The organism is Ancylobacter mangrovi, from assembly GCF_024752335.1.
GTDB lineage: Bacteria > Pseudomonadota > Alphaproteobacteria > Rhizobiales > Xanthobacteraceae > Ancylobacter > Ancylobacter mangrovi.
In genome coordinates this window covers 730,601-750,757 of the sequence record NZ_JANTHY010000002.1, presented here as the reverse complement: position 1 = coordinate 750,757, position 20,157 = coordinate 730,601, and the positions used below count along the sequence as shown (strand labels likewise).

21 protein-coding genes are annotated in these 20,157 nt (G+C 70.8%); 8 read left to right on the top strand and 13 right to left on the bottom strand.

The window, feature by feature from the left end:
• Position 1 precedes the first annotated feature (1 nt).
• Positions 2-232 (bottom strand): Trm112 family protein, encoded by a 231-nt coding sequence (locus NVS83_RS09360; protein WP_258732258.1) that lies wholly within the window; start codon positions 230-232, stop codon positions 2-4.
• Between the two features lie 120 nt (positions 233-352).
• Here NVS83_RS09360 and NVS83_RS09355 point away from each other — a divergent pair, with 120 nt between their 5' ends.
• The gene (locus tag NVS83_RS09355) at positions 353-1,027 is read left to right on the top strand and encodes a GntR family transcriptional regulator (protein ID WP_258739051.1); all 675 of its coding nucleotides are present in this window, start codon (positions 353-355) and stop codon (positions 1,025-1,027) included.
• A 15-nt stretch (positions 1,028-1,042) separates the two neighbouring features.
• Here NVS83_RS09355 and NVS83_RS09350 read toward each other — a convergent pair whose 3' ends face one another.
• Positions 1,043-1,846 carry a gamma-glutamyl-gamma-aminobutyrate hydrolase family protein gene (locus NVS83_RS09350; protein ID WP_258739050.1) on the bottom strand — a complete coding sequence of 268 codons (804 nt, stop codon included), beginning with the start codon at positions 1,844-1,846 and terminating at the stop codon, positions 1,043-1,045.
• Between the two features lie 235 nt (positions 1,847-2,081).
• Between NVS83_RS09350 and NVS83_RS09345 the strand changes: the two genes are divergently transcribed.
• The 3 genes from NVS83_RS09345 (at position 2,082) to NVS83_RS09335 (ending at position 4,365) form a co-directional block, all read left to right on the top strand.
• Positions 2,082-2,603: a prolyl-tRNA synthetase associated domain-containing protein gene (locus NVS83_RS09345; RefSeq protein WP_258732255.1), complete on the top strand. Its 522-nt coding sequence runs from the start codon at positions 2,082-2,084 to the stop codon at positions 2,601-2,603.
• 77 nt (positions 2,604-2,680) lie between these two features.
• A complete protein-coding gene (gene trxA, locus NVS83_RS09340; RefSeq protein WP_258732254.1) occupies positions 2,681-3,610 on the top strand; it encodes a thioredoxin in 930 nt (309 codons plus the stop codon).
• An 83-nt stretch (positions 3,611-3,693) separates the two neighbouring features.
• Entirely contained in the window at positions 3,694-4,365 is a 672-nt protein-coding gene (locus NVS83_RS09335; RefSeq protein ID WP_258739049.1) for an LON peptidase substrate-binding domain-containing protein, read from the top strand.
• A gap of 76 nt (positions 4,366-4,441) precedes the next feature.
• Here the strand turns inward: NVS83_RS09335 and NVS83_RS09330 are convergent, their stop codons facing one another.
• The 11 genes from NVS83_RS09330 to NVS83_RS09280 form a co-directional block, all read right to left on the bottom strand.
• Positions 4,442-7,642 (bottom strand): efflux RND transporter permease subunit, encoded by a 3,201-nt coding sequence (locus NVS83_RS09330; protein WP_258739048.1) that lies wholly within the window; start codon positions 7,640-7,642, stop codon positions 4,442-4,444.
• The gene (locus NVS83_RS09325; protein WP_258739047.1) at positions 7,642-8,901 is read right to left on the bottom strand and encodes an efflux RND transporter periplasmic adaptor subunit; all 1,260 of its coding nucleotides are present in this window, start codon (positions 8,899-8,901) and stop codon (positions 7,642-7,644) included. Before NVS83_RS09325 ends, NVS83_RS09330 begins: the two co-directional genes overlap by 1 nt.
• Complete coding sequence (locus NVS83_RS09320) at positions 8,898-9,545, bottom strand: TetR/AcrR family transcriptional regulator (protein WP_258739046.1); 648 nt, start codon at positions 9,543-9,545, stop codon at positions 8,898-8,900. The genes NVS83_RS09325 and NVS83_RS09320 overlap by 4 nt, the downstream gene beginning before the upstream one ends.
• A 151-nt stretch (positions 9,546-9,696) precedes the next feature.
• Complete coding sequence (locus NVS83_RS09315; protein ID WP_258739045.1) at positions 9,697-10,206, bottom strand: RNA pyrophosphohydrolase; 510 nt, start codon at positions 10,204-10,206, stop codon at positions 9,697-9,699.
• 140 nt (positions 10,207-10,346) lie between these two features.
• Positions 10,347-10,754, bottom strand: a complete 408-nt coding sequence (locus NVS83_RS09310; RefSeq protein WP_258739044.1) for a hypothetical protein — start codon at positions 10,752-10,754, stop codon at positions 10,347-10,349.
• Between the two features lie 151 nt (positions 10,755-10,905).
• Entirely contained in the window at positions 10,906-12,255 is a 1,350-nt protein-coding gene (locus NVS83_RS09305) for a S41 family peptidase (RefSeq protein ID WP_258739043.1), read from the bottom strand.
• Complete coding sequence (locus NVS83_RS09300) at positions 12,252-13,523, bottom strand: murein hydrolase activator EnvC family protein (RefSeq protein ID WP_258739042.1); 1,272 nt, start codon at positions 13,521-13,523, stop codon at positions 12,252-12,254. The genes NVS83_RS09305 and NVS83_RS09300 overlap by 4 nt, the downstream gene beginning before the upstream one ends.
• A 163-nt stretch (positions 13,524-13,686) precedes the next feature.
• A complete protein-coding gene (gene rlmH / locus NVS83_RS09295) occupies positions 13,687-14,169 on the bottom strand; it encodes a 23S rRNA (pseudouridine(1915)-N(3))-methyltransferase RlmH (protein ID WP_258732245.1) in 483 nt (160 codons plus the stop codon).
• Positions 14,170-14,179: 10 nt separating this feature from the next.
• Positions 14,180-14,593, bottom strand: coding sequence for a ribosome silencing factor (gene rsfS / locus NVS83_RS09290; protein ID WP_258732385.1), 414 nt, complete (start codon positions 14,591-14,593; stop codon positions 14,180-14,182).
• Between the two features lie 141 nt (positions 14,594-14,734).
• Entirely contained in the window at positions 14,735-15,307 is a 573-nt protein-coding gene (locus tag NVS83_RS09285; protein WP_258739134.1) for a nicotinate-nucleotide adenylyltransferase, read from the bottom strand.
• A gap of 50 nt (positions 15,308-15,357) precedes the next feature.
• Complete coding sequence (locus tag NVS83_RS09280; protein WP_258739133.1) at positions 15,358-16,599, bottom strand: glutamate-5-semialdehyde dehydrogenase; 1,242 nt, start codon at positions 16,597-16,599, stop codon at positions 15,358-15,360.
• Between the two features lie 384 nt (positions 16,600-16,983).
• Here NVS83_RS09280 and NVS83_RS09275 point away from each other — a divergent pair, with 384 nt between their 5' ends.
• From NVS83_RS09275 to NVS83_RS09260, 4 genes are all read left to right on the top strand, one after another.
• Positions 16,984-17,817 carry a YihY/virulence factor BrkB family protein gene (locus NVS83_RS09275; RefSeq protein WP_258732244.1) on the top strand — a complete coding sequence of 278 codons (834 nt, stop codon included), beginning with the start codon at positions 16,984-16,986 and terminating at the stop codon, positions 17,815-17,817.
• 175 nt (positions 17,818-17,992) lie between these two features.
• A complete protein-coding gene (locus NVS83_RS09270) occupies positions 17,993-18,451 on the top strand; it encodes a baeRF12 domain-containing protein (protein WP_258732243.1) in 459 nt (152 codons plus the stop codon).
• A gap of 109 nt (positions 18,452-18,560) precedes the next feature.
• A complete protein-coding gene (locus NVS83_RS09265) occupies positions 18,561-19,538 on the top strand; it encodes a hypothetical protein (protein WP_258739041.1) in 978 nt (325 codons plus the stop codon).
• Between the two features lie 94 nt (positions 19,539-19,632).
• Positions 19,633-20,109, top strand: coding sequence for a TspO/MBR family protein (locus tag NVS83_RS09260; protein WP_258739040.1), 477 nt, complete (start codon positions 19,633-19,635; stop codon positions 20,107-20,109).
• The last annotated feature ends 48 nt before the right edge of the window (positions 20,110-20,157 follow it).

Here is a 20,157-nt window from a genome sequence, read left to right as displayed (position 1 = left end):
TTCAGCGCGCCGCGAGCTCGTCCTCGGTCAGGGTGCGCGCCTCGTCGGCCAGCATGATCGGGATGCCGTCGCGGATCGGGTAGGCGAGCTTGGCGCTGCGCGAGATCAGCTCGCGCGCCTCGCGGTCATATTCCAGCGTGCCCTTGGTGACCGGGCACACCAGGATCTCCAGCAGCTTCGGATCGAGCTCGTAGCCGGCGCGGCCGGCGGGCATGTCGGACTTTTCGGCCATGTGAGTCTCTCTCCAGGTCGTGCCGGCGGGTAGCGCCGCCGATTTGGGCTATATAGCGCTTTACGCTGACAGTCTCACGTCACAGGCGCCGCCTGCCCACCCGCCCTCACCCGCCGGCCGATGGAACCCAACCCGCCCGACCTCCTCCTTGAACCGCGCCTGCCCGGCGAGACCGTGCAGCAATGGGTGTTCCGCCGCCTGCGCCGCAGCGTGATGGCCGGGCGCTTCCCGCCCGGGCAGGCGGTGACGATCCGCGGCCTCGCCGAGGCGCTGGGGGTCTCCGCCATGCCGGTGCGCGAGGCGCTGCGCCGGCTGGTGGCCGAGCGCGCGCTGGTGCTGCTCGACAATCGCCGGGTGCGGGTGCCGGAGATGACCGCCCGGCGCTTCGACGAGCTGTTCGCCGCCCGCATCATGCTGGAGGTGGAGGCGGCCGCCCGCGCCCTGCCGGCGGCCGATGCCGCCCTGCTGCGGCGGCTTACCGCGCTCGACCGCGCCTGCGACGCGGCGGTGGAGGCGGGCGGCACCGAGGCGATGATCGAGACCAACCTCGCCTTCCACGCGGCGCTCTACGGCGCGCGGCCCGACAGCGTGCTGCTGCCGCTGATCGAATCGGTCTGGCTGCAGATCGGCCCCTTCATGCGCATGGCGCTGGCCGATCTCGAGCGGCACTACCCGGTCGACCGCCATGCCGAGGCGCTGGCGGCGCTGAAGGCGGGCGACGAGGCGGGGCTGCGCCGCGCGATCGAGGCCGACATACGCGACGGCATCGGCCATCTTCTGGAAAAGCTCGGCTGACGCGAGCGCCGCCCGTCAGACCGCCGCCAGCTCGCGCGCGCCAGCGCGCCGGCCCTCGGCCCGCAGCCTTGCGGCGGCACCGAAGGCGGTGAACACCGCGCTCGACAGCCGGTCCTGCCAGAACCGCCACTCCGGGTGCCACTGGATGGCAAGGTTGAACCCCGGCGTGTCGGGGACGCGGAACGCCTCGATGGTGCCGTCATCGGCCCGCGCCTCGATGGCGAGCCCCGGCGCGAGGCGGGCGATGCCCTGCCCGTGCAGCGAGTTCACCGTCCAGCGCGGCGCGCCGGCAAGGCTCTCCAGCAGCCCGCCCGGCTCCAGAGCCACCTCGTGCACCGGGGCGTACTGACCCTCGATGTCGAGGCTCGAATCCTCGCGGTGGTCGAAGCGACCGTGCTGTTCGTAGAGCTTCTGGAACAGCGTGCCGCCCATGGCGACGTTCATCTCCTGGAAGCCCCGGCACACGCCGAACAGCGGCACGCCGCGCTCCAGCGCCGCGCGGATCAACGGCAGCGAGATGTCGTCGCGGTGGGGATCGGCCGGCAGCGGCGGGTCGTGCGGCCGGTCGCCATAATGCTGCGGGCCGACATTGGAGGGGCTGCCGGGCAGGAAGATGCCGTCGCACAGCTCGAGGATCTCCTCGATCACCACCCGCTCGGGCGCCATGTCGGCATCGACCGCCGAGATGGTGCCGGGCACCAGCACCGGCATGGCCTGCGCGCCGCGCGCGACCGCGTAGATGTATTTCTCGGTGACGCCGTGGACGGTGTGGCCGCCCACCTGCTTGACGTCGCTGATCACGCCGATGACTGGACGCATGATGTCTCGATCCTCAGAACCGTCCGACGATGTGGGATCGGGGCCGGGCGGCTGTCAACCACGGCGAAGGGCGCAGGTCATGCGCGGCGCACGCTCCCGCCCTGCGCGGCGGGAAGGAGTCGCGGGCGAGCGGGAGTTGCGCACGAGCCGGGGCCGGCATTAGAACGCGCGGCAACCGACGTGCCCCAGCCGATCCTGCCGCGCCCCGCCGCCGCTCAACCTCTCCCGGACGCCGATGCCGCTCTCCCCCGACGACCTGTTCGCCCGCCTCGCCGATCTCGGCATCGCGACCACCACGATCGAGCATCCCCCGCTGTTCACGGTGGAGGATTCGCAGAAGCTGCGCGGCGACATTCCCGGCGGGCACACCAAGAACCTGTTCCTGAAGGACAAGAAGGGCAACCTGTTCCTCGTCGTGGTGGACGAGGAGGCGCGGGTCGACCTCAAGAGCCTGCACGCCCCGCTCGGCGCGGCGAGCCGACTCTCCTTCGGCAGCGCCGAGCTGCTCGAGGAGGTGCTGGGCGTGAAGCCCGGCGCGGTCACCGCCTTCGGCCCGGTGAACGACGCGGCCGGCCGCGTCACCGTGGTGCTCGACGCGGTGCTGCTGGAGCACGAGGTGATCAACTGCCACCCGCTGGTGAACACCGCCACCACCGCCATCGGGCGCGACGATCTCGTGCGCTTCCTGCGCGCCACCGGCCACGAGCCGGTCATCATGGACGTACCGCGCCGGGCCGACGCGCCGGACGAGGCGTGAGCCGCCGGCGCAGTTGCAATTGCGCGGGCAGGGACCATTTTAGGGCGCGGTAGCGCGCAAGCATTGCGAGGACATCCATGTTGCTGAACCAGCCCGCCAATCCGGCCCAGGACGGCGCCGCCGCGGCCGGCGACGATGTCGTGATCGACGTCACGACCCGGAGCTTCATGACCGACGTCGTCGAGGAATCCCGCCGCCGTCCGGTGCTGGTCGATTTCTGGGCGCCGTGGTGCGGCCCGTGCAAGCAGCTCACCCCGATCATCGAGAAGGTGGTGCGCGAGGCGAAGGGCAAGGTGCGCCTCGCCAAGATGAACACGGACGAGCACCCCTCTGTCGCCCAGCAGCTCGGCATCCAGTCGCTGCCCACCGTCTACGCCTTCGTCAACGGCCAGCCGGTGGACGGCTTCATGGGCGCCCAGCCCGAGACGCAGGTCAAGGCGCTGGTCGACCGCCTGGTCGCGGCCGGCGGCGGCGAGGCCGGCGACATCGCCGACGTGGTGGCGAGCGGCGAGGCGGCGCTGGCCGAGGGCGACCTGATGGGCGCGGTGGAGATCTTCACCGCCGTGCTGGCCGAGGAGCCGGCGAACCTCAAGGCGATCGCCGGCCTCGCCCGCGCCCAGCTCGCCGCCGGCAGCCTCGCGCAGGCCAAGGCCACGCTGGCGCTGGCGCCCGAGAGCGCGGCCAACGACGCGACGATCAGCGCCGTGCGCGCGGCGATCGAGCTGGAGGAGGCCGCGGCCGAGCTCGGCGACGTGCGCGAGCTGGCGGCCCGGGTGGAGGCCAACCCGCTGGACCACCAGGCCCGGTTCGACCTCGCCTTGGCGCTCAACGCCCGCGGCAAGCGCGAGGAAGCGGTGGACGAGCTGCTCGCCATTGTGCGCAAGGACCGCAACTGGAACGATGACGGCGCGCGCAAGCAGCTCGTGCAGTTCTTCGAGGCCTGGGGCCCGACCGACGAGCACACCGTCGCCGGGCGCCGGCGCCTGTCGTCGATACTTTTCGCCTGAGCCAGCGCCGGTCCGGCACGCAAGCCGGCCGGCACCTCCCGGGGACGCTCCCGGGCAAGACTATCGCGAGCCGGAGGGCATCCATGGCGATCAATCGCCCCTATGGCGGGCCCTCGGAGCTGCCTGGCGTGGTTCCGCTGTTCCCGCTCGACGGCGCGCTGCTGCTGCCGCGCTGCCAGCTACCGCTCAACGTCTTCGAGCCGCGCTACCTCGCCATGGTGGACGCGGCGCTGAAGAACGAGCGGCTGATCGGCATGATCCAGCCGGTCCCCGCGCTCGTGACCACCGCCAGCCCCGCGCTGCAGAAGGTCGGCTGCGTCGGGCGCATCACCGAATTCGCCGAGAGCGGTGACGGGCGCTACCTGGTCACGCTGACCGGCGTCGCCCGGTTCCGGCTGGTCGCCGAGGTGGAGGCGGGCACCCCCTTCCGCCAGGCGGAGCTCGATTTCGGCGACTTCGCCGGCGACTTCACGCCCGATCTCGGCGCCGAGCAGGTCGACCGCGCCGCGCTGCTGCGCACGCTCGCCGCCTATCTCGACGCCAACAAGCTCGAGGCGGACTGGTCGAGCATCAAGGAGGCGCCGAACGAGGCGCTGGTCAACGCGCTCGCCATGATGTCGCCCTTCGGTGCGCGCGAGAAGCAGGCGCTGCTGGAGGCGCCGAGCCTCGCCGAGCGGGCCGACATGCTGGTCGCGGTGACCGAGATGTCGATGGCGCGCACTGGCGGCGGCGACGGCGAAGGCTCGCTGCAGTAGCGAGCCGCGCCCGGCATTCCGCTCAATCTCTTGTCTGAAAAGGAAGGCCCGCTCCCGGCCGGGGGCGGGCCTTCGTTCATTCCGCCGCGATGGGCGGCTGGCGGTTCTCCACCGGGTGGGGCATGGCATGCACGGTCGGCAGCACCGCCGCGCCCTGCCCGCCATGCTCGGGCGGCTCGTCGCGCTCGCCGACGAAGCGGCCGAAGATGCGCCCGGTCAGCCGGCCGAGATCGTCCATCAGCGTGAACACCGCGGGCACGAACACCAGCGACAGCACGGTCGAGGCGATGAGCCCGCCGATCACCGCGATCGCCATCGGCGAGCGGAAGTCGGCGCCCTCGCCAAGCCCGATGGCCGACGGCATCATGCCCGCCGCCATGGCGATGGTGGTCATGACGATCGGCTGGGCCCGCTTGCGCCCGGCCTCGACCAGCGCGGTTGTGCGCTCGACCCCGGCATGCACCGACTCGATGGCGAAATCGACCAGCAGGATCGCGTTCTTGGTCACAATGCCCATCAGCATGAGGAAGCCGATCACCACCGGCAGCGTCATGGCGTTGTTGGTCAGCAGCAGCGCGACGAAGGCCCCGCCCACCGAAAGCGGCAGCGCGATCAGGATGGTGATCGGCTGCAGCACGTTGGCGAACAGCAGCACCAGCACCGCCAGCACCATCATCACGCCCGCGCCCATGGCGGTGGCGAAGCCGCCGAACACCTCGGCCATGATCTCCGCGTCGCCGCTCTCCTTCAGCGAGACGCCGGGCGGCAGGTTCTTCGCCGCCGGAAGCGCGTAGACCTCCTTCAGCGCCTCGCCGAGCTGGGTGTTGCCGGCGAGGTCACCCTCGATGGCGACGCGGCGTGCGCGGTCGTAGCGGTCGAGGCTGGAGGGCCCGGTGCCGAAGCTGATCCGCGCGACCGAGGACAGCGGCACCGCCGCGCCCGAGGCGGTGCGCACCTTCAGCGTCTCGAAGGTGCCGAGATTGGCGCGCGCGCCCTCGTCGAGCTGGACCCGGATCGGCACCTGCCGGTCGCCGGCCGAGAACTTGGCGAGGTTCTGCGACACGTCGCCGATGGTGGCGATGCGCACGGTCTGGGCGATGTCGGCCACCGAGACGCCGAGCTCGGCCGCCTCGGCGAGTTTGGGCACCACGCGGATCTCCGGCCGCTCCAGCGCCGCCGAGGTGACGACGTTGGTGAGGCCGGTCACCTTGGCGCGGACCTCGCGCTCGAGCTTCAGCGCCGCCTTCTCGACCTGCGCGCCGTCCGAGCCGGACATGATGACGGTGAACTCGCGCTGGCCGGGGCCGGCCCCGCCCGAGGCGCCGAAATTGAAGCGTATGTCGGGGATTTGGGTGAGCGCGTCGCGCATCCGCCCCTCGAACTGCTTCTGGGTCTCGGTGCGATCCGCGCGCGGCACCAGGTTGACGATGAGGGTCGCCTTGCGCACTTCGCCGGCGGCGTTGGCCGGGCCGCCGGTCGAGCCCGAGCCGGCCGTGGCGAACACGCTCGCCACTTCGGGCTGCGCCTTCAGCTCGGCCGAGATCTGGTCGACCACGCGCTGCGTGCTCTGCAGCGTGGCGCCGGGCGGCAGCTCGACCGCCAGCACCGAGCGCGAGACGTCCGAATTGGGAATGAAGCCGGACGGCAGCAGGGTGGAGAGCCACATCGAGCCCATGAACAGCAGGATGCCGGCGGCGACGGTGATGAAGCGGTGCCGCACCGAGGCCCGCAGCAGCCGGATGTAGAAGCGCATGATCGCGCCGTCGGTCGCCGGCTCGTGGCCGTGCGCGCGCAGGAAATAGGCCGCCAACATGGGCGTGAGCAGGCGCGCCACCAGCAGCGAGAACAGCACCGCGACCGCCACCGTGATGCCGAACTGGCGGAAATACTGCCCGGCGATGCCGCCCATGAAGCTGACCGGCAGGAACACCGCGACGATGGTGAGCGTGGTCGCCACCACGGCGAGGCCGATCTCGTCGGCGGCGTCGATGGCCGCGCGATAGGCGGACTTGCCCATGCGCATGTGCCGCACGATGTTCTCGATCTCGACGATGGCGTCGTCGACCAGGATGCCCGTCACCAGCGTCACGGCGAGCAGGCTCACCCCGTTCAGCGAGAAGCCGAGCAGATCCATGACCCAGAAGGTGGGCAGGATGGACAGCGGGATCGCCAGCGCCGAGACCAGCGTCGCCCGCCAGTCGCGCAGGAACAGCATGACCACGATCACCGCCAGCACCGCGCCCTCGATCAGCGTGTGCATGGCCGATTCGTAGTCGGCCTGGGTGTATTTCACGGTCGAATCGATGAGCGAGATCCGCACGTCCGGATGCGCGGCCTCGAGCTTGCGCAGCTCCTCGTCGACGCGCTGGGCGACCACGACGTCGGAATAGCCCTTGGCGCGGTAGATGCCGAACGCCACCACCGGCTTGCCGTCGAGCCGGGCGAAGATGCGCGGCTCGGCGGCGCCGTCGGTGACGGTGCCGAGATCGGCGAGCCGCACCTGCCGCGCCGCGCCGCTGCCGTCCGCGGGCAGCGCGATCCGGGTCTGGGCGAGGTCGGCGACGCTGGTCGCCCCGCCGAGCGTGCGCACCGATTGCTCCTGGGTGCCGATGTCGCCGCGCCCGCCGGCGAGGTCGACATTGGTGGCCGCGAGCGCGCGGTTGACGTCCGCCGCCGTCACGCCGAGCGCAGCCAGCTTGTCGGGGTCGAGCGAGATGCGGATCTCGCGGTCGATGCCGCCCTCGCGCTTCACCTGCGCCACGCCGCGCACGCCCTGCAGCGAGCGGATCACCGTGTCGTCGACGAACCAGGACAGCTCGTCCGGCGTCATGGCCGGCGCCGAGGCGGCATAGGTGACGATCGCCATGCCCTCGACGTCGACCCGCTTGATCAGCGGCTCCTCGATGTCCTGCGGCAGCTCGGAGCGGATATTGGTGACCGCGTCGCGCACGTCGTTCACCGCGCGGTCGACCGCGGTCTCGAGCTGGAACTCGACCGTGGTGAGCGACACGCCCTCGGTGATGGAGGAGGTGATGTGCTTCACCCCCTGCACGCCGGCGATGGCGGTCTCGACCTGCTTGGTGACCTGCGTCTCCAATTCGCTCGGCGCCGCGCCCGGCTGGGTCACGGTCACCGAGACGATCGGCACGTCGATGTTCGGCATGCGCGTGATCGGCAGCCGGTCGAAGGTGTAGAGGCCGATCGCGGTCAGCACCACGAACAGGACGATGGAGGGAACCGGCTTGCGGATCGACCAGGCGGAGATGTTGAGTGCCATCAGGCGCCGCTCCCCGCTTCGTCGGCGAGCGCGACGGGCGTCACCCGGTCGCCGTCGCGCAGGAAGCCGCCGGCGCGGGCGATCACCTTCTCGCCCGCCTTCAGCCCCTCGGCGATCTCGACATAGCCCTCGCCGCGCAGCCCGGTGGTGACGGCGCGCTTGTGCACCACGTCGTCCTCCACCACCAGCACGAAGGTGCCGTCGGCGTCGAACTGCACCGCCGACTGCGGCAGGGCGAGCCCGTCATGGCGGGCCACCTCGATCACGCCGCGCGCATAGGCGCCCGGACGCAGCCGGGGGTCCTCCGGCAGCGCCACCGCGACCCGGGCGAGCCGGGTGGAAGCGTCGACCTTGGCGCCGACGAGGCGGATGGTGCCGTCGAAGGGGGTGTCGAAGCCGGCCGGCGTGACCGCGACCTGCATGCCGACGCGGATGCGCGGCAGCGCCGATTCCGGCACGTCGGCGTCGAGGTCGATGGCGCCGTCGCGCACGATGCGGAACAGCGGCTCGGTATTGGCGGAGAGCACGATGGCGCCGATGCGCGCCGAGCGCGAGGAGATGATGCCGGCCTCCGGCGCCTTTATCTCGGTGTGCGACAGTCGGACCCGGATCTCGTCGCCATTGGCCGCGATCTGCGCCGCCTCGGCCTCGGCCGCCGCCACCGCCTCCTGCGCCGCCGTGACCTGCGCGCTCGCCACCTTGGCGGCGCGCTCGCGCTGGTCCAGCACCTCCTGCGAGGTGGCGCCGGTCTTGATCAGGGTACGCGCACGCTCCACGGAAGCCTCGGCCTCGGTGTTCTGCGCCTGCGCCTGCTCGAGCTGGGCGCGCTGCTGGGCGATGTTCGCCTTGGCCTTGGCCGCGTTCGCCGTGTTCTGCGCCAGCAGCGTGTTCAGCATGTCGCGCGAGAGCCGGGCCAGCACCTCGCCCTTCTCCACATGGTCGCCCTCCTCGACCAGGATGTCGGTGATGCGGTAGCCGTCGAGCTCGGGGCCGACCATGATCTCCTCGCGCGCCACCAGCGTGCCGGTGACGGGCAGGCGGTCGATGACGGTGCGGGTGGAGGCGGGGATGACCGACACGGTGATGCCGCGCACCTCGTCCGGCTTCGGGTCGGCGACCCGGGCCTCGGCCGGTTCGCTGAGCCGCAGCCCTTCGGCGATGCGGTCGCGGAAGGCATAGCCGGCGACGCCAACCACCACCGCGGTCATGGTGAGGGCGAGCGCGATGCGCCCGCGCAGCGAGGGAATCCGTGCGCTCATCGGGTGAGGTCCGAGGAAGGAGGGGCCGCCGGCGGCGCGAGCATGCGCGCGATCAGCTCGCCGAGCAGCGGCATCAGGGTGGCGAGCGGGAGGTCGGGTTCGAGGCGGCTGCGCAGCAGCAGGCCGTCGCCGATGGCGTTGATCATGACCAGCGCGAGGTCGGGATCGAGCGCCGGGTCGACCTCGCCGCGCGCCTGGGCGGCGACGAAGGCGCGGCGGATGACTTCTTCCATCTCCGCCTCGACCTCGTCGAACTTCGCCTTCAGCACCGGGTTGCGCGCGGCCTCGGCGGAAATCTCGGGCGCCAGCTCGACGCAGGCCATCGGCACGGCGCCGGAGAACAGCGCGTCGCCCATCGCGACCAGCCCGGCGACGAAGCCCGGCGCCTGCTCGAGGCAGGCCATCAGGCTCGCCCGCGCGGCGCGCTCCTCCTCGACGATGGCGATGATGATCGCGTCCTTGGACGGGAAATAGCGATAGAGCCCGCCCGGGCTCATCCCCGCCTCGGCGCAGATCTCGTGCATCGAGGTGCCGTGGAAGCCGTTGCGCGTGAAACAGGTGATCGCCGCGTCCAACACCCGCCGGTGCGGGTCGGGACGGGACGGCGCCTTGGGCGCAGCGGTGGAGGAGGCAATGGCGGCCATGAAGGCTCCGGGAATGAGAGCGAACGTTCGTTCTCACCTAGATCACGCAGCGGCACGAGTCAAGAACGAACGTTCGTTCGCATTTTTCCGGCGCCGGGTTTCAATAGTGCTCGCCGGCCGAACCGCGCGGGCCTGCCCGCCGCCCGCGCCCTCAGGCCGGCATCGCCAGCGCCTCGAACTCGCGGGCGACCTGCTCATAGACCGGCCGCTTGAACGGGATGATCAGCGAGGGCGTGCGCGCGAGGTGCTCCCAGCGCCAGTTGATGAATTCCGGCTTGTGCTTGCCACCGCCCGGGCGGGTGACGTCGATCTCGCTGTCCTCGCCGGTGAAGCGCAGCGCGATCCACTTCTGCTTCTGCCCGCGATAGCGCCCCTTCCAGGCCGAGCGCGCGATCGGCTCGGGAAGATCGTAGGCAAGCCATTCGGCGGACTCGCCGAGCGGCTCCACCGAGCAGACGTTAGTCTCCTCGTAGAGCTCGCGCAGCGCCGCCTCGCCCGGCTGCTCGCCCTCGTCGATACCGCCCTGCGGCATCTGCCAGGAATGATAGGTGTCGACATGCTCGGGGCCGCCGACACGCTGGCCGAGGAACACCAGTCCCGCGCGGTTGACGAGCACGACACCGACGCAGGGGCGGTAGGGAAGCTGTTCGAACGGGGTCATCTTGGCCGGACTTCACGATGGACGGGCGGGCGTGTCGCCGCCGGGCGATCATAGGCGGGTCCTGTGACGGCGCGTAGGCAAGCCTCGAATTATGCTTAGCGCCGCCCTGCCGGAGCGCCCCCGGAAAGAGGGCCGCGTCCCTAACGGGTGACCGTCACCGGCTCGACGTCGGCCCGCGCGGAAGCCGGGGCCGGCACGGTGCCGATCACCTCGCGCTCGCCGGTGGCACCGTCGAGGAAGGTGAAGCCGCCGGGCCCGCCGCCGGGGACGGAATCGAGGTCGAAGCCCGAGCGCAGCATCGGTGCGTCGGCCGGGACCGGGGCGTTCTCGGTCGCGAACAGGCGGTCGAGGCCGACATCCTCGTCCGCGCCGGGCCGGGTCAGGAACCAGACTGATGCGACGGCGACGATGGCAATGCCGGCGAGGCCGAAGATACCGAAGGCGGCGTTGGAAAGATCGCCGTCGCGCACCGCGTCGCGGTCGAGCGGACCGGCAGGCTCATGCGTGGCGGCCGGCGCAGGCGCCGACGGGTCATCAGGCGATCTCATGGCGCTCTTGTCGACCCGGACCAAGGCAGGATCGCGGCAAGCCGAAGGTCTTGCGGCGGCAGGGATCGCCCCGGAACGAAAAAGCCGCCCCAAAACGAAGAAACCCCGCACGGTGGCGGGGTTTCCGATATCGCAGCGCGAAGGCGCCGGCTCAGTTCGGCACGGCCGCCTTCGGGTCGGCCGGATAGGCGGCGTTCTTCTGCACGCCTTCCATCAGGTCGACCGCCAGCTTGAGCTGGGTGTCATCCTTCGGGTCTGGCGGCACATAGGCGGGCGAACCCGTCTTCTCGTCCTCGCCGTTCTTGAGATGACCCTTGAGCGAAGCCTCGCCATGGGTGATCTCGACGCCGGCGGCTTCCGCCTTCTCCTTCATGTCGGCCGGCACGTCCTGCACCAGCTCGATGTCGGGCTGGATGCCCTTGGCCTGGATCGAGCGGCCCGACGGCGTGTAGTAGCGCGCCGTGGTCAGCTTGATCGCGGCGTTGCCCGACACCGGGATCACGGTCTGCACCGAGCCCTTGCCGAAGGTGAGCGAGCCGAGGATGGTCGCGCGCTTGTGGTCCTGCAGGGCGCCGGCCACGATCTCGGAGGCCGAGGCCGAACCGCCGTTCACCAGCACGATCACCGGCTTGCCGTCGCTCAGGTCGCCCGGGCGGGCGTTGCGCCGCTCGGTCTCGTCCGCCTCGCGACCGCGGGTCGAGACGATCTCGCCATGGTCGAGGAAGGTGTCGGACACGTCGATCGCCTGGTCGAGCAGGCCGCCGGGATTGTTGCGCAGGTCGACGATGAAGCCCTTGAGCTTGTCCTCGCCGATCTGCTTGGTCAGGTCCTCGATCGCCTTCTTCAGCCCGTCGCCGGTCTGCTCGCTGAAGGAGGTGATGCGGATGTAGCCGATGTCGCCGTTCTCGACCCGCGAACGCACCGACTTGATGTTGATGATGTCGCGAACCAGGGTCACCTCGATCGGCTTGTCCTGGCCCTTGCGGATGATGGTGAGCTTGATCGGGGTCGACACCGCGCCGCGCATCTTCTCGACCGCCTGGCTCAGGGTGAGGCCCTTCACGTCCTCGCCGTCGAGCTTGGAGATCAGGTCGCCGGCCTGCACGCCGGCCTTGGCGGCCGGGGTGTCGTCGATCGGCGCCACCACCTTGACGAGCCCGTCCTCCATGGTGACCTCGATGCCGAGGCCGCCGAACTGGCCGCGGGTCTGCACCTGCATGTCGCGGAAGTCCTTCGCGTCCATGTAGGTGGAGTGCGGATCGAGCGAGGAGAGCATGCCGTTGATGGCCGCCTCGATCAGCTTGCCATCGTCGGGCTTGTCCACGTAGTCGGCGCGTACCCGCTCGAACACGTCGCCGAACAGATTGAGCTGCCGGTAGGTATCCGAGGCGGCCGCCATGGCCTGCGTCGGCTGCAGCAGCAGCCGCGGCTGCGTGGCGCCCACCGCGACAAGCGCGCCGGCCGCCGCTCCAATGAGAAACACTGACGTCCTACGCATCATCCGCGTGCCTTCTCGCTCTCGCTCGTCGCCCACCAGGGGGTTGGGTCAATCGAATTACCGTCCTTACGGAACTCGACGTAAAGAATGGGTTGGGCAGTTCCAAGGCCGACCGACGACACCAATTGTGGTCCTTGCCCCATTACCGCCACGGGTTCGCCCGACAGCACGAACTGTCCGAGCTCAACGGTTATCTTATCCATTCCCGCCAGAAGAATATGGTATCCGCCGCCGGCATTGATGATCAATAGTTGACCATAGGAGCGGAACGGGCCCGCATAGACCACCCAGCCGTCGCTCGGGGCGGTCACCTGCGCCTCCGTCCGGGTGCCGAACGAGACCCCCTTTTCCTGCCCGCCATAGCCGTCATCGGCGCCGAACGCCTTCAGCACCGTGCCCCCGGCAGGTAGCGGCAGCAGGCCCTTGGCATCGGCGAAGGCGATGCCCGGGGTCAGCCGGCCCGGATCCTGCAGCGCCGCCAGCCGATCGGCCGGGCCTTGCCCCGCCTTGTTCTGCGCGGCCTTGGCGGCTTCCGCCGCCTTGCGCGCCGCCGTGATCTCGGTTTCGACGCGGGCGAGAAGGTCGCGCACGTTGCTCGCCTCGGCAGCCAGCGCGTCGGCGTGCTGCTGCTCGCTCTGCAGCGCCGCCTCGCTCGCATCGAGCGACTTCTGGCGCTCGTCGATCAGGGCCGCGGTGCGGCGCCGCTCGCCGGCGAGGCTGTCTTTCAATTCTGCGAGAGCGTCGCGCTCGCGGGCGCTCTCCTGGCGCACCCGCTCCTGCGCCGCCAGCTCGGTGGCGAGCATCTCGGTCTCGGCCTTCAGCTCCGGCAGCACCGCGCCGAGCAGCATCGCCGAACGCACCGATTTCAAGGCGTCGTCGGGCCGCACCAGCAGCGCCGGCGGCGGGCGGCGGCCGAGCCGCACCAGCCCGCCCAGCACCTCGGCCAGCACGGAGCGGCGCGCGTCGAGCGATTCGCGGATGTCGGACGCCTCGCGGTTGAGCTGGAGCAGGCGCTGCTCGCTGGCATCGAGCTTGCCTTCGACGTCGCGGACCTTCTTCGCGGTGTCGAGCAGGGCGGCGTTGAGCTTGGTCCGGTCGCCCTTCAGGTCGGCGATCTCGCTCGCGAGGCGCTCCTGCTCGGCCTTGCTGCCCTTGATGTCGGCGTCGAGCTCTTCGATCCGCTGCTGGTGCTGGGCGGCCGCGTCCTTCGGGTCGGCGGCGGTCTGCGCGGCGAGCGGGACGCCACAGACCAGCCACACCGCCGCCACCATGCACGCAGCCCCGAGCCGGCCCGGAGCGGGACGACAGGCGGACGGGCGACGGAGGGAACGGCCGGTGATCATGTCGGCGAGGCGCATCTGGGCAAGGGAGGGCCCGGGTGGTTAACAAAGCGTTAGCGAAAGCGCCACCGTGTTCCGCCGACCGTCGTCGCCGTCAGCCCTTATGATAGGGATGCCCGGCCAGGATGGTGGCGACCCGGTAGATCTGCTCGGCCATCATTACCCGGACCAGCTGATGGGGAAAGGTGGCGCGGCCGAAGCCGATGAGCTGGTCGGCACGCGAGCGCGCCTGATCGCTCAGCCCGTCCGCCCCGCCGATCAGGAAGGAGAGCGCGCGCACGCCCCGGTCGCGCAGGGCGGCGATATCGGCGGCGAGCTCCTCGCTGCTCACCGCGGCGCCGCGCGGGTCGAGCCCGAGCACGGCGGTCTCCTCCGGCAGGGCGGCGACGATCGAAGAGCCCTCGTCCGCCATCCGGTCCTCGGGGCGGCGCGCCGCGCTTTCCGCGATCTCGACCACGTCCGGGCCGGAGAGCCCGAGCGCGCGGCCGGACTTGGAGGCCCGGTCGAGATAGCGCGCACAGAGCTCGCGTTCGGGCCCGGCCTTCAGCCGGCCCACCGCAACGATCAGCAGCCTCACCCTGCGCGACTCAGCCGCGCGTCGTGCGTGACGAGCCGCTCGCGAGCGCGCCCGACCACATCTTCTCGATGTTGTAGAAGCCGCGCACTTCCGGCTGGAAGATGTGGACGATGACGTCGCTGGCATCGATCAGCACCCAGTCGCACGCCGGCATGCCCTCGACCCGAATGCCCTTGACGCCGCGCGCCTTCAGCGCTTCGACAAGGTGTTCGGCGACGGCGCCCGCGTGGCGCTGGGAACGGCCCGTGGCCACCACCATGTAGTCGGCGATGGTCGTCTTGCCGCGCAGTTCGATGGAAACGATGTCCTCGGCCTTGTCGTCTTCCAGACGGGCCAGAACGAGGGCCAAAATCTCCTCGGCGTCGTAGCGCGCTTCGGAGACGGGTGCAGTCGCCGGGGTGGAGGCGGCTGCTGAGAGCGCCATGGTGGACAGGGGTCCGGATCCTCTCGACATTTCGGCAACGATCACGACGGAATCCGCCGTTGATGCGGGGTTAAGATAAGACCGAACCGGCCCCCTTTCAACCGCCGGTTCGCCACATTGACTTAGCGTCACGCGCCGGCGTCACCCCGGGCGTGCCGCGGCGGCGCGCAGCTGGGTGGAAGAGAGCGGCGATTTCAGCCCGTGCAGGAACACCCAGGCGGGCGCTGCGGCCCCCGCAAGGCACGGCGCGTCCTCCTCCGCCCGGCGCCAGCGCGCGAGCGCGCTCGCCGCCGGCGAGGTCATGGAGGGGAAGGTGCAGCCCGGCCGGTCGATCACCGCGATCGGGACCAGCCCGGCGATATCGCGCCAGCGCTGCCAGCGGTGGAAGGTGGCGAGGTTGTCCGCCCCCATCAGCCAGACGAACCGCACCCCGGGGAAGCGCCGCGTCAGCGCCGCCACCGTGTCGAAGCTGTAGCGCGTGCCGAGTCCCGCCTCGAGCCCGGTCGGCACCAGCCGCGGGTGATGCGCCACCTCCCGCGCCGCTTCGAGCCGGGCGGCGAGCGAGGGCAGGGCGCCATTGTCCTTCAGCGGGTTGCCGGGCGTCACCAGCCACCACACTTGGTCGAGCCCCAGCCGCTTGAGCGCGAGCAGGCTCGCCGCGCGATGGGCGGCGTGCGGCGGGTTGAAGCTGCCGCCATAGAGGCCGATGCGCATCCCCGGCGCGAGCGGGGGAATGCGCGTCTGCGGCGAAGGCGCCGGCGGAGTCACGGGCGTATCTGGCCGGTGCCGCGCACCCGATATTTGAACGAGGTGAGCTGCTCGGCGCCGACCGGGCCGCGCGCATGCATGCGGCCGGTGGCGATGCCGATCTCGCCGCCGAAGCCGAACTCGCCGCCATCGGCGAACTGGGTCGAGGCGTTGTGCACCACGATCGCCGAATCGACCTCGGCGAGGAAGGTGTCGGCCGCGGCCTGGTCCTCGGTGATGATCGCGTCGGTGTGGTGCGAGCCGTGGGTCTCGATATGGTCGATCGCCGCCGCGAGCCCGTCCACCACCTTCGCCGCGATCACTGCGTCGAGATATTCGGTGCGCCAGTCCTCCTCGGTGGCGGGCAGCACGCGCGGGTCGACCGCCTGCACGTCCGCGTCGCCGCGCACCTCGCAGCCCGCGTCGAGCAGCATGGTGACGAGCGGCGCCAGAAACGTTCCGGCTCCGGCACGATCGACCAGCAGCGTCTCCGCCGCCCCGCAGATGCTGGTGCGGCGCAGCTTGGCGTTGCGCACGATGGTCAGCGCCTTGTCGAGATCGGCGCCCTTGTCGACATAGACATGCACCAGCCCCTCGAGATGGGCGAACACCGGCACCCGCGCCTCGCTCTGCACCCGGGCGACGAGGCTCTTGCCACCGCGCGGCACGATCACGTCGACATTGCCGCCGAGCCCGGCCAGCATCTCGCCCACCGCCGCGCGGTCGCGGGTCGGCACGAGCTGGATCGCGTCCGCCGGCAGGCCGGCCGCGGTCAGCCCGCGCACCATCGCCGCGTGGATCGCCCGGCTGGAATGGAAGCTGTCAGACCCGCCGCGCAGGATCACCGCATTGCCCGCCTTCAGGCACAGGCCGCCGGCATCGGCCGTGACGTTGGGCCGGCTCTCATAGATCACGCCGACGACGCCGAGCGGCGTGCGCACGCGCTCCAGCACCAGGCCGTTCGGCCGCTCCCAGCGCTCGGTCACCTTGCCGACCGGATCGGGCAGCTCGGCGATCTCCTCGACCCCGCGCGCGGCCGCCTCCAGCCGCTCGGGCGTCAGCGTCAGCCGGTCGAGCATGGAGGCGCCCATGCCGGAGGCACGCGCCGCGGCGACGTCCTGCGCATTGGCGGCGAGGATCTCACCTGCCTCGGCGCGGATCGCTCCGGCCGCCGCCTTCAGGCCGGCCTCCTTCGCCGCCGCCGGCGTGTTGGCGAGGATGCGCGCGGCCGCGCGGGCGCGGGAGCCGATCCCGGCCATGATCGCGGCCACGTCCTCCGGCGGGCAGGCCGGCTCGCCGGAACGGGTCTCGGCGGGGGAAACGGCGCGCAGGGAGGAGGGGATGGCGGCGGACATGGCAGTTACTCGGTGTGTCTCTCGTCGAAATTCATCGAAGGGTCGTGAAACGGGCGCCCTATCTACCACAGCCCGCGCCGCTCGCGCCAAAGCGAATTTGCGGGGCCGCTCCGACGCTTGCGCGGGGATGCCCGGCCGGCAGCGTGCGGACGGCCCCGCTGGTGGGGCCCGCTCGCCGCCGCATGAGCTCTCCATGGGGCAGTTTCCTGCCCGACAGGCTTGCCATTTGCGCCGCGACGTCCGATGTCACGCAGCACCTGCCTGCTTCGCTCGAGGAGACCGGCTGTCTTGATGCGTGCCTTCGACATCTCCTGGGACGCCTTCTGGCGCTTCGTCGAGGACGACGGCTGGGCCATTTCGAGCCACATCGCGCTGTCCGCGCTGATGTCGCTGTTCCCGTTCCTGATCTTCGTCACCTCGCTGGCGGCCTTCTTCGACTTCAAGAACCTCGCCGACGAGACCGTCCAGCTCATGCTGGAGGCCTGGCCGGCGCAGGTCGCCGCGCCCATCGGCAGCGAGATCCGCAACGTGCTCACGCAGGTGCGCACCGACGTGCTGACCTTCGGCGTCATCCTGGCGATCTACTTCTCCTCCAACGGCATCGAGAGCCTGCGCATCGGCCTCAACCGCGCCTATGGCGTGCGCGAGAGCCGCGCCTGGTACTGGCTGCGGCTGGAATCGATCGGCTATGTGGTGGTCGGCGCCGCCGGGCTGCTGGCGCTGTCCTTCCTCGTCGTGCTCGGCCCGGTGCTGTGGCTGGCGGCAGTGCGCTGGGTGCCGGCGCTGCAGCCCTTCGGCTGGGTCGTCACCTTCCTGCGCTATGCCGCGACCTCCGCGATCCTGATCGTCGCGCTGGTGGTCGCCCATATGTGGCTGCCGGCGGGGCGGCGCGCGCTCGCCGAGGTGGCGCCGGGCATCCTCGTCACGCTCGGCCTGTGGCTCGCCGCCGGCGCCGCCTTCGGGCGCTACCTCGCCGAGTTCGCGGGCAACTACGTCACCACCTATGCCGGCCTCGCCTCGGTGATGATCGCCCTCGTCTTCCTCTACACCACCGCCTCGATCTTCGTGTATGGCGGCGAGCTCAACGCCGCCATCCGCCGTGCCCGCGAAGGCCGGCTCTGACGGCTGGCCACGCGCGCGATCCGTCGCCCCGGCCGGACGGTCTGCTCCCGCCGGTTCTCTGCCGCCCTCGTGGAACTTCGCCGCCCCGCCCCGCTTGACCAAGGTCAAGGCGCGGCGCCACGGGCCATGCGCCCATTGCCGCGTGACGTTCGCAGAAGCGTGCAAGGAGGCGTGAATGAGCACCAGCTACGACAAGATCAAGATCGAGGCCGGCGCGTGGGTCGTCGTGTGCGACGGGCGCAAGGCCCTGATCCTGTGCAACAAGGGAGACGCCACCTTTCCCAACCTGCGCACCCACGAGGTGCACGAGCAGGACAATCCGCCCACCGGCGCGCAGGGCACCGACGCGCCCGGCCGCGTGCACCAGTCCGCGAGCCCCGCGCGCTCCTCGGTAGAGCCGACCGACTGGCACGACGAGGCCGAACGCGACTTCCTCCGCGAACTCGCCGGCAAGCTCGACGCCGCGGTGGCGAAGGGCGAGGTGAAGTCGCTCGTCATCGTCGCCGCCCCGCGCGCGCTCGGCGTGCTGCGCCCGTTCTACAGCCCGGCGCTGAAGGAGGCGATCGGCGCCGAGGTCGACCGCGACATGGTCAAGCTGCCGGTCTACGAGATCGAGAAGCACCTCGCCGCCTGATCCGCCGGCGACGATTTCCCACCGGCCGCAAACGGTTCTACGCTTCCCCGCCAGTCTGCCCACCGGCCGGCTGGCGGGGATTCGTTTTTCGGGCGGTCGGGGGGCCGGCATGTGGGACTTTTCCTTCGCAACCTCGTTCCGGCTGGTGCTGCGCACCTGGCCGTTCGTGCTGCTGCGGCTCGTGGTCTATGCCGCGATCTGCACCGGCTTCGCGGTCTCGGTCGGGCTCGGAGCGGGCATCGGCTGGAGCGTCGGCCACCTGTTCGCCGGTGACGGGCCCTCGACCGGGGCGATGATCGGCGCGCTGGGCGGCTTCGGCCTCGTCTGGGCCATCCTGTGGTGGGCGCGCCAGTACCTCGTCTACATGATCAAGGCCGGCCACGTCGCCGCGCTCGACGCGCTGCTGCACGGCAGGGAGCTTCCCACCGGCAGCGACCAGATCGCCTACGCGACCGCGGCGGTTAAGGCACGCTTCCTCGCGGTCAACGTGCTGTTCGGCATCGACCTGCTGATCCGCGGCGTGGTGCGGGCGCTGGTGGGCATGCTGAACCTGCTTACCGGCTGGATCCCCGGCATGCGCGCGCTCAACGCCTTCGTCGACGCGGTGCTGAAGATCGCGCTCGGCCTCGTCGACGAGATCATCCTCGCCTACATCATCCGCCGCGAGGGCACCGAGCCGGCCGAGGCGGCGCGCGACGGGCTGGTGCTCTACGCCCAGAACGCCGGCGCCATGGCCCGCAACGCGGTGTGGATCGCGCTGATGGAATACGCGCTGGCGGCGGTGATCCTGCTGATCCTGCTCGGCCCGGCGCTCGGCCTCGCCATCCTGCTGCCGGGCGGGCTCTCCGGCTTCGGCGTGGTGTTCGCTTTCATCGCCGCCTGGGCGCTTAAGGCGGCGCTGATCGAGCCGCTCTCCATCGCCTCGCTGCTGCAGGCCTACGACATCGCCATCGACGGGCAGACGCCCGATCCGGCCTGGACCGCGCGGCTCGACGGCGCCTCCTCCGCCTTCCGCGACCTCGCCGCCCGCACCGCCGGCCCGCGCGGGGCGGAGGGCCCGTACGGCGCGCGCGGTCAGGCGGGATGATCCAACCCCGCCCCGGGCCCGTATGGCTTCGGCCGGAACGCCGAATGACGACTATAAGAGGCACGCAACCGACGAATCAGCCGGGAGAAGCCTGATGAAGACCCTGTCCTTCTTCCGCCTCGTGCTGGCGGTCGGCCTGTGCCTCGCGGTCGGCGCCGTCGGCTCGCTCGTCACCACGCCGCAGATCCCGACCTGGTATGCCGCGCTCGCCAAGCCGGCCTGGACCCCGCCCGACGCGCTGTTCCCGCTGGTCTGGACCGTGCTCTACGTGCTGATGGCGGTGACGCTGTGGCGGCTGTGGCAGCTCCACAATCCCTCGCCGGAGCGGCGGCGCGCGGTCGGGCTATGGTTCCTCCAGCTCGCGCTCAACGCGCTGTGGACGCCGGTCTTCTTCGGCTTCGAGGCGATCGGCTGGGGGATGGTGGTGATCGGGGCGCTGTGGCTCGCCATCCTCGCCACCATTCTCGCCTGCGCGCGCATCGATTCCACCGCCGGCTGGCTGATGGTCCCCTATCTCCTCTGGGTGTCCTATGCGACAGCGCTGAATGCTGCCATTCTCGCCATGAATTGACGCTAGACCAGCCGGCGTCCTACCAGATGAAGCGTGCCGATGTGGGCG

What these genes read in the sequence shown, in the direction of transcription:
- NVS83_RS09360 (WP_258732258.1), bottom strand. Translation starts at nt 232, where the DNA reads ATGGCCGAAAAGTCCGACATGCCCGCCGGCCGCGCCGGCTACGAGCTC.
- NVS83_RS09355 (WP_258739051.1), top strand. Translation starts at nt 353, where the DNA reads ATGGAACCCAACCCGCCCGACCTCCTCCTTGAACCGCGCCTGCCCGGC.
- NVS83_RS09350 (WP_258739050.1), bottom strand. Translation starts at nt 1,846, where the DNA reads ATGCGTCCAGTCATCGGCGTGATCAGCGACGTCAAGCAGGTGGGCGGC.
- NVS83_RS09345 (WP_258732255.1), top strand. Translation starts at nt 2,082, where the DNA reads ATGCCGCTCTCCCCCGACGACCTGTTCGCCCGCCTCGCCGATCTCGGC.
- trxA (WP_258732254.1), top strand. Translation starts at nt 2,681, where the DNA reads ATGTTGCTGAACCAGCCCGCCAATCCGGCCCAGGACGGCGCCGCCGCG.
- NVS83_RS09335 (WP_258739049.1), top strand. Translation starts at nt 3,694, where the DNA reads ATGGCGATCAATCGCCCCTATGGCGGGCCCTCGGAGCTGCCTGGCGTG.
- NVS83_RS09330 (WP_258739048.1), bottom strand. Translation starts at nt 7,642, where the DNA reads ATGGCACTCAACATCTCCGCCTGGTCGATCCGCAAGCCGGTTCCCTCC.
- NVS83_RS09325 (WP_258739047.1), bottom strand. Translation starts at nt 8,901, where the DNA reads ATGAGCGCACGGATTCCCTCGCTGCGCGGGCGCATCGCGCTCGCCCTC.
- NVS83_RS09320 (WP_258739046.1), bottom strand. Translation starts at nt 9,545, where the DNA reads ATGGCCGCCATTGCCTCCTCCACCGCTGCGCCCAAGGCGCCGTCCCGT.
- NVS83_RS09315 (WP_258739045.1), bottom strand. Translation starts at nt 10,206, where the DNA reads ATGACCCCGTTCGAACAGCTTCCCTACCGCCCCTGCGTCGGTGTCGTG.
- NVS83_RS09310 (WP_258739044.1), bottom strand. Translation starts at nt 10,754, where the DNA reads ATGAGATCGCCTGATGACCCGTCGGCGCCTGCGCCGGCCGCCACGCAT.
- NVS83_RS09305 (WP_258739043.1), bottom strand. Translation starts at nt 12,255, where the DNA reads ATGATGCGTAGGACGTCAGTGTTTCTCATTGGAGCGGCGGCCGGCGCG.
- NVS83_RS09300 (WP_258739042.1), bottom strand. Translation starts at nt 13,523, where the DNA reads ATGGTGGCGGCGGTGTGGCTGGTCTGTGGCGTCCCGCTCGCCGCGCAG.
- rsfS (WP_258732385.1), bottom strand. Translation starts at nt 14,593, where the DNA reads ATGGCGCTCTCAGCAGCCGCCTCCACCCCGGCGACTGCACCCGTCTCC.
- NVS83_RS09285 (WP_258739134.1), bottom strand. Translation starts at nt 15,307, where the DNA reads ATGCGCATCGGCCTCTATGGCGGCAGCTTCAACCCGCCGCACGCCGCC.
- NVS83_RS09280 (WP_258739133.1), bottom strand. Translation starts at nt 16,599, where the DNA reads ATGGCCGGGATCGGCTCCCGCGCCCGCGCGGCCGCGCGCATCCTCGCC.
- NVS83_RS09270 (WP_258732243.1), top strand. Translation starts at nt 17,993, where the DNA reads ATGAGCACCAGCTACGACAAGATCAAGATCGAGGCCGGCGCGTGGGTC.
- NVS83_RS09265 (WP_258739041.1), top strand. Translation starts at nt 18,561, where the DNA reads ATGTGGGACTTTTCCTTCGCAACCTCGTTCCGGCTGGTGCTGCGCACC.
- NVS83_RS09260 (WP_258739040.1), top strand. Translation starts at nt 19,633, where the DNA reads ATGAAGACCCTGTCCTTCTTCCGCCTCGTGCTGGCGGTCGGCCTGTGC.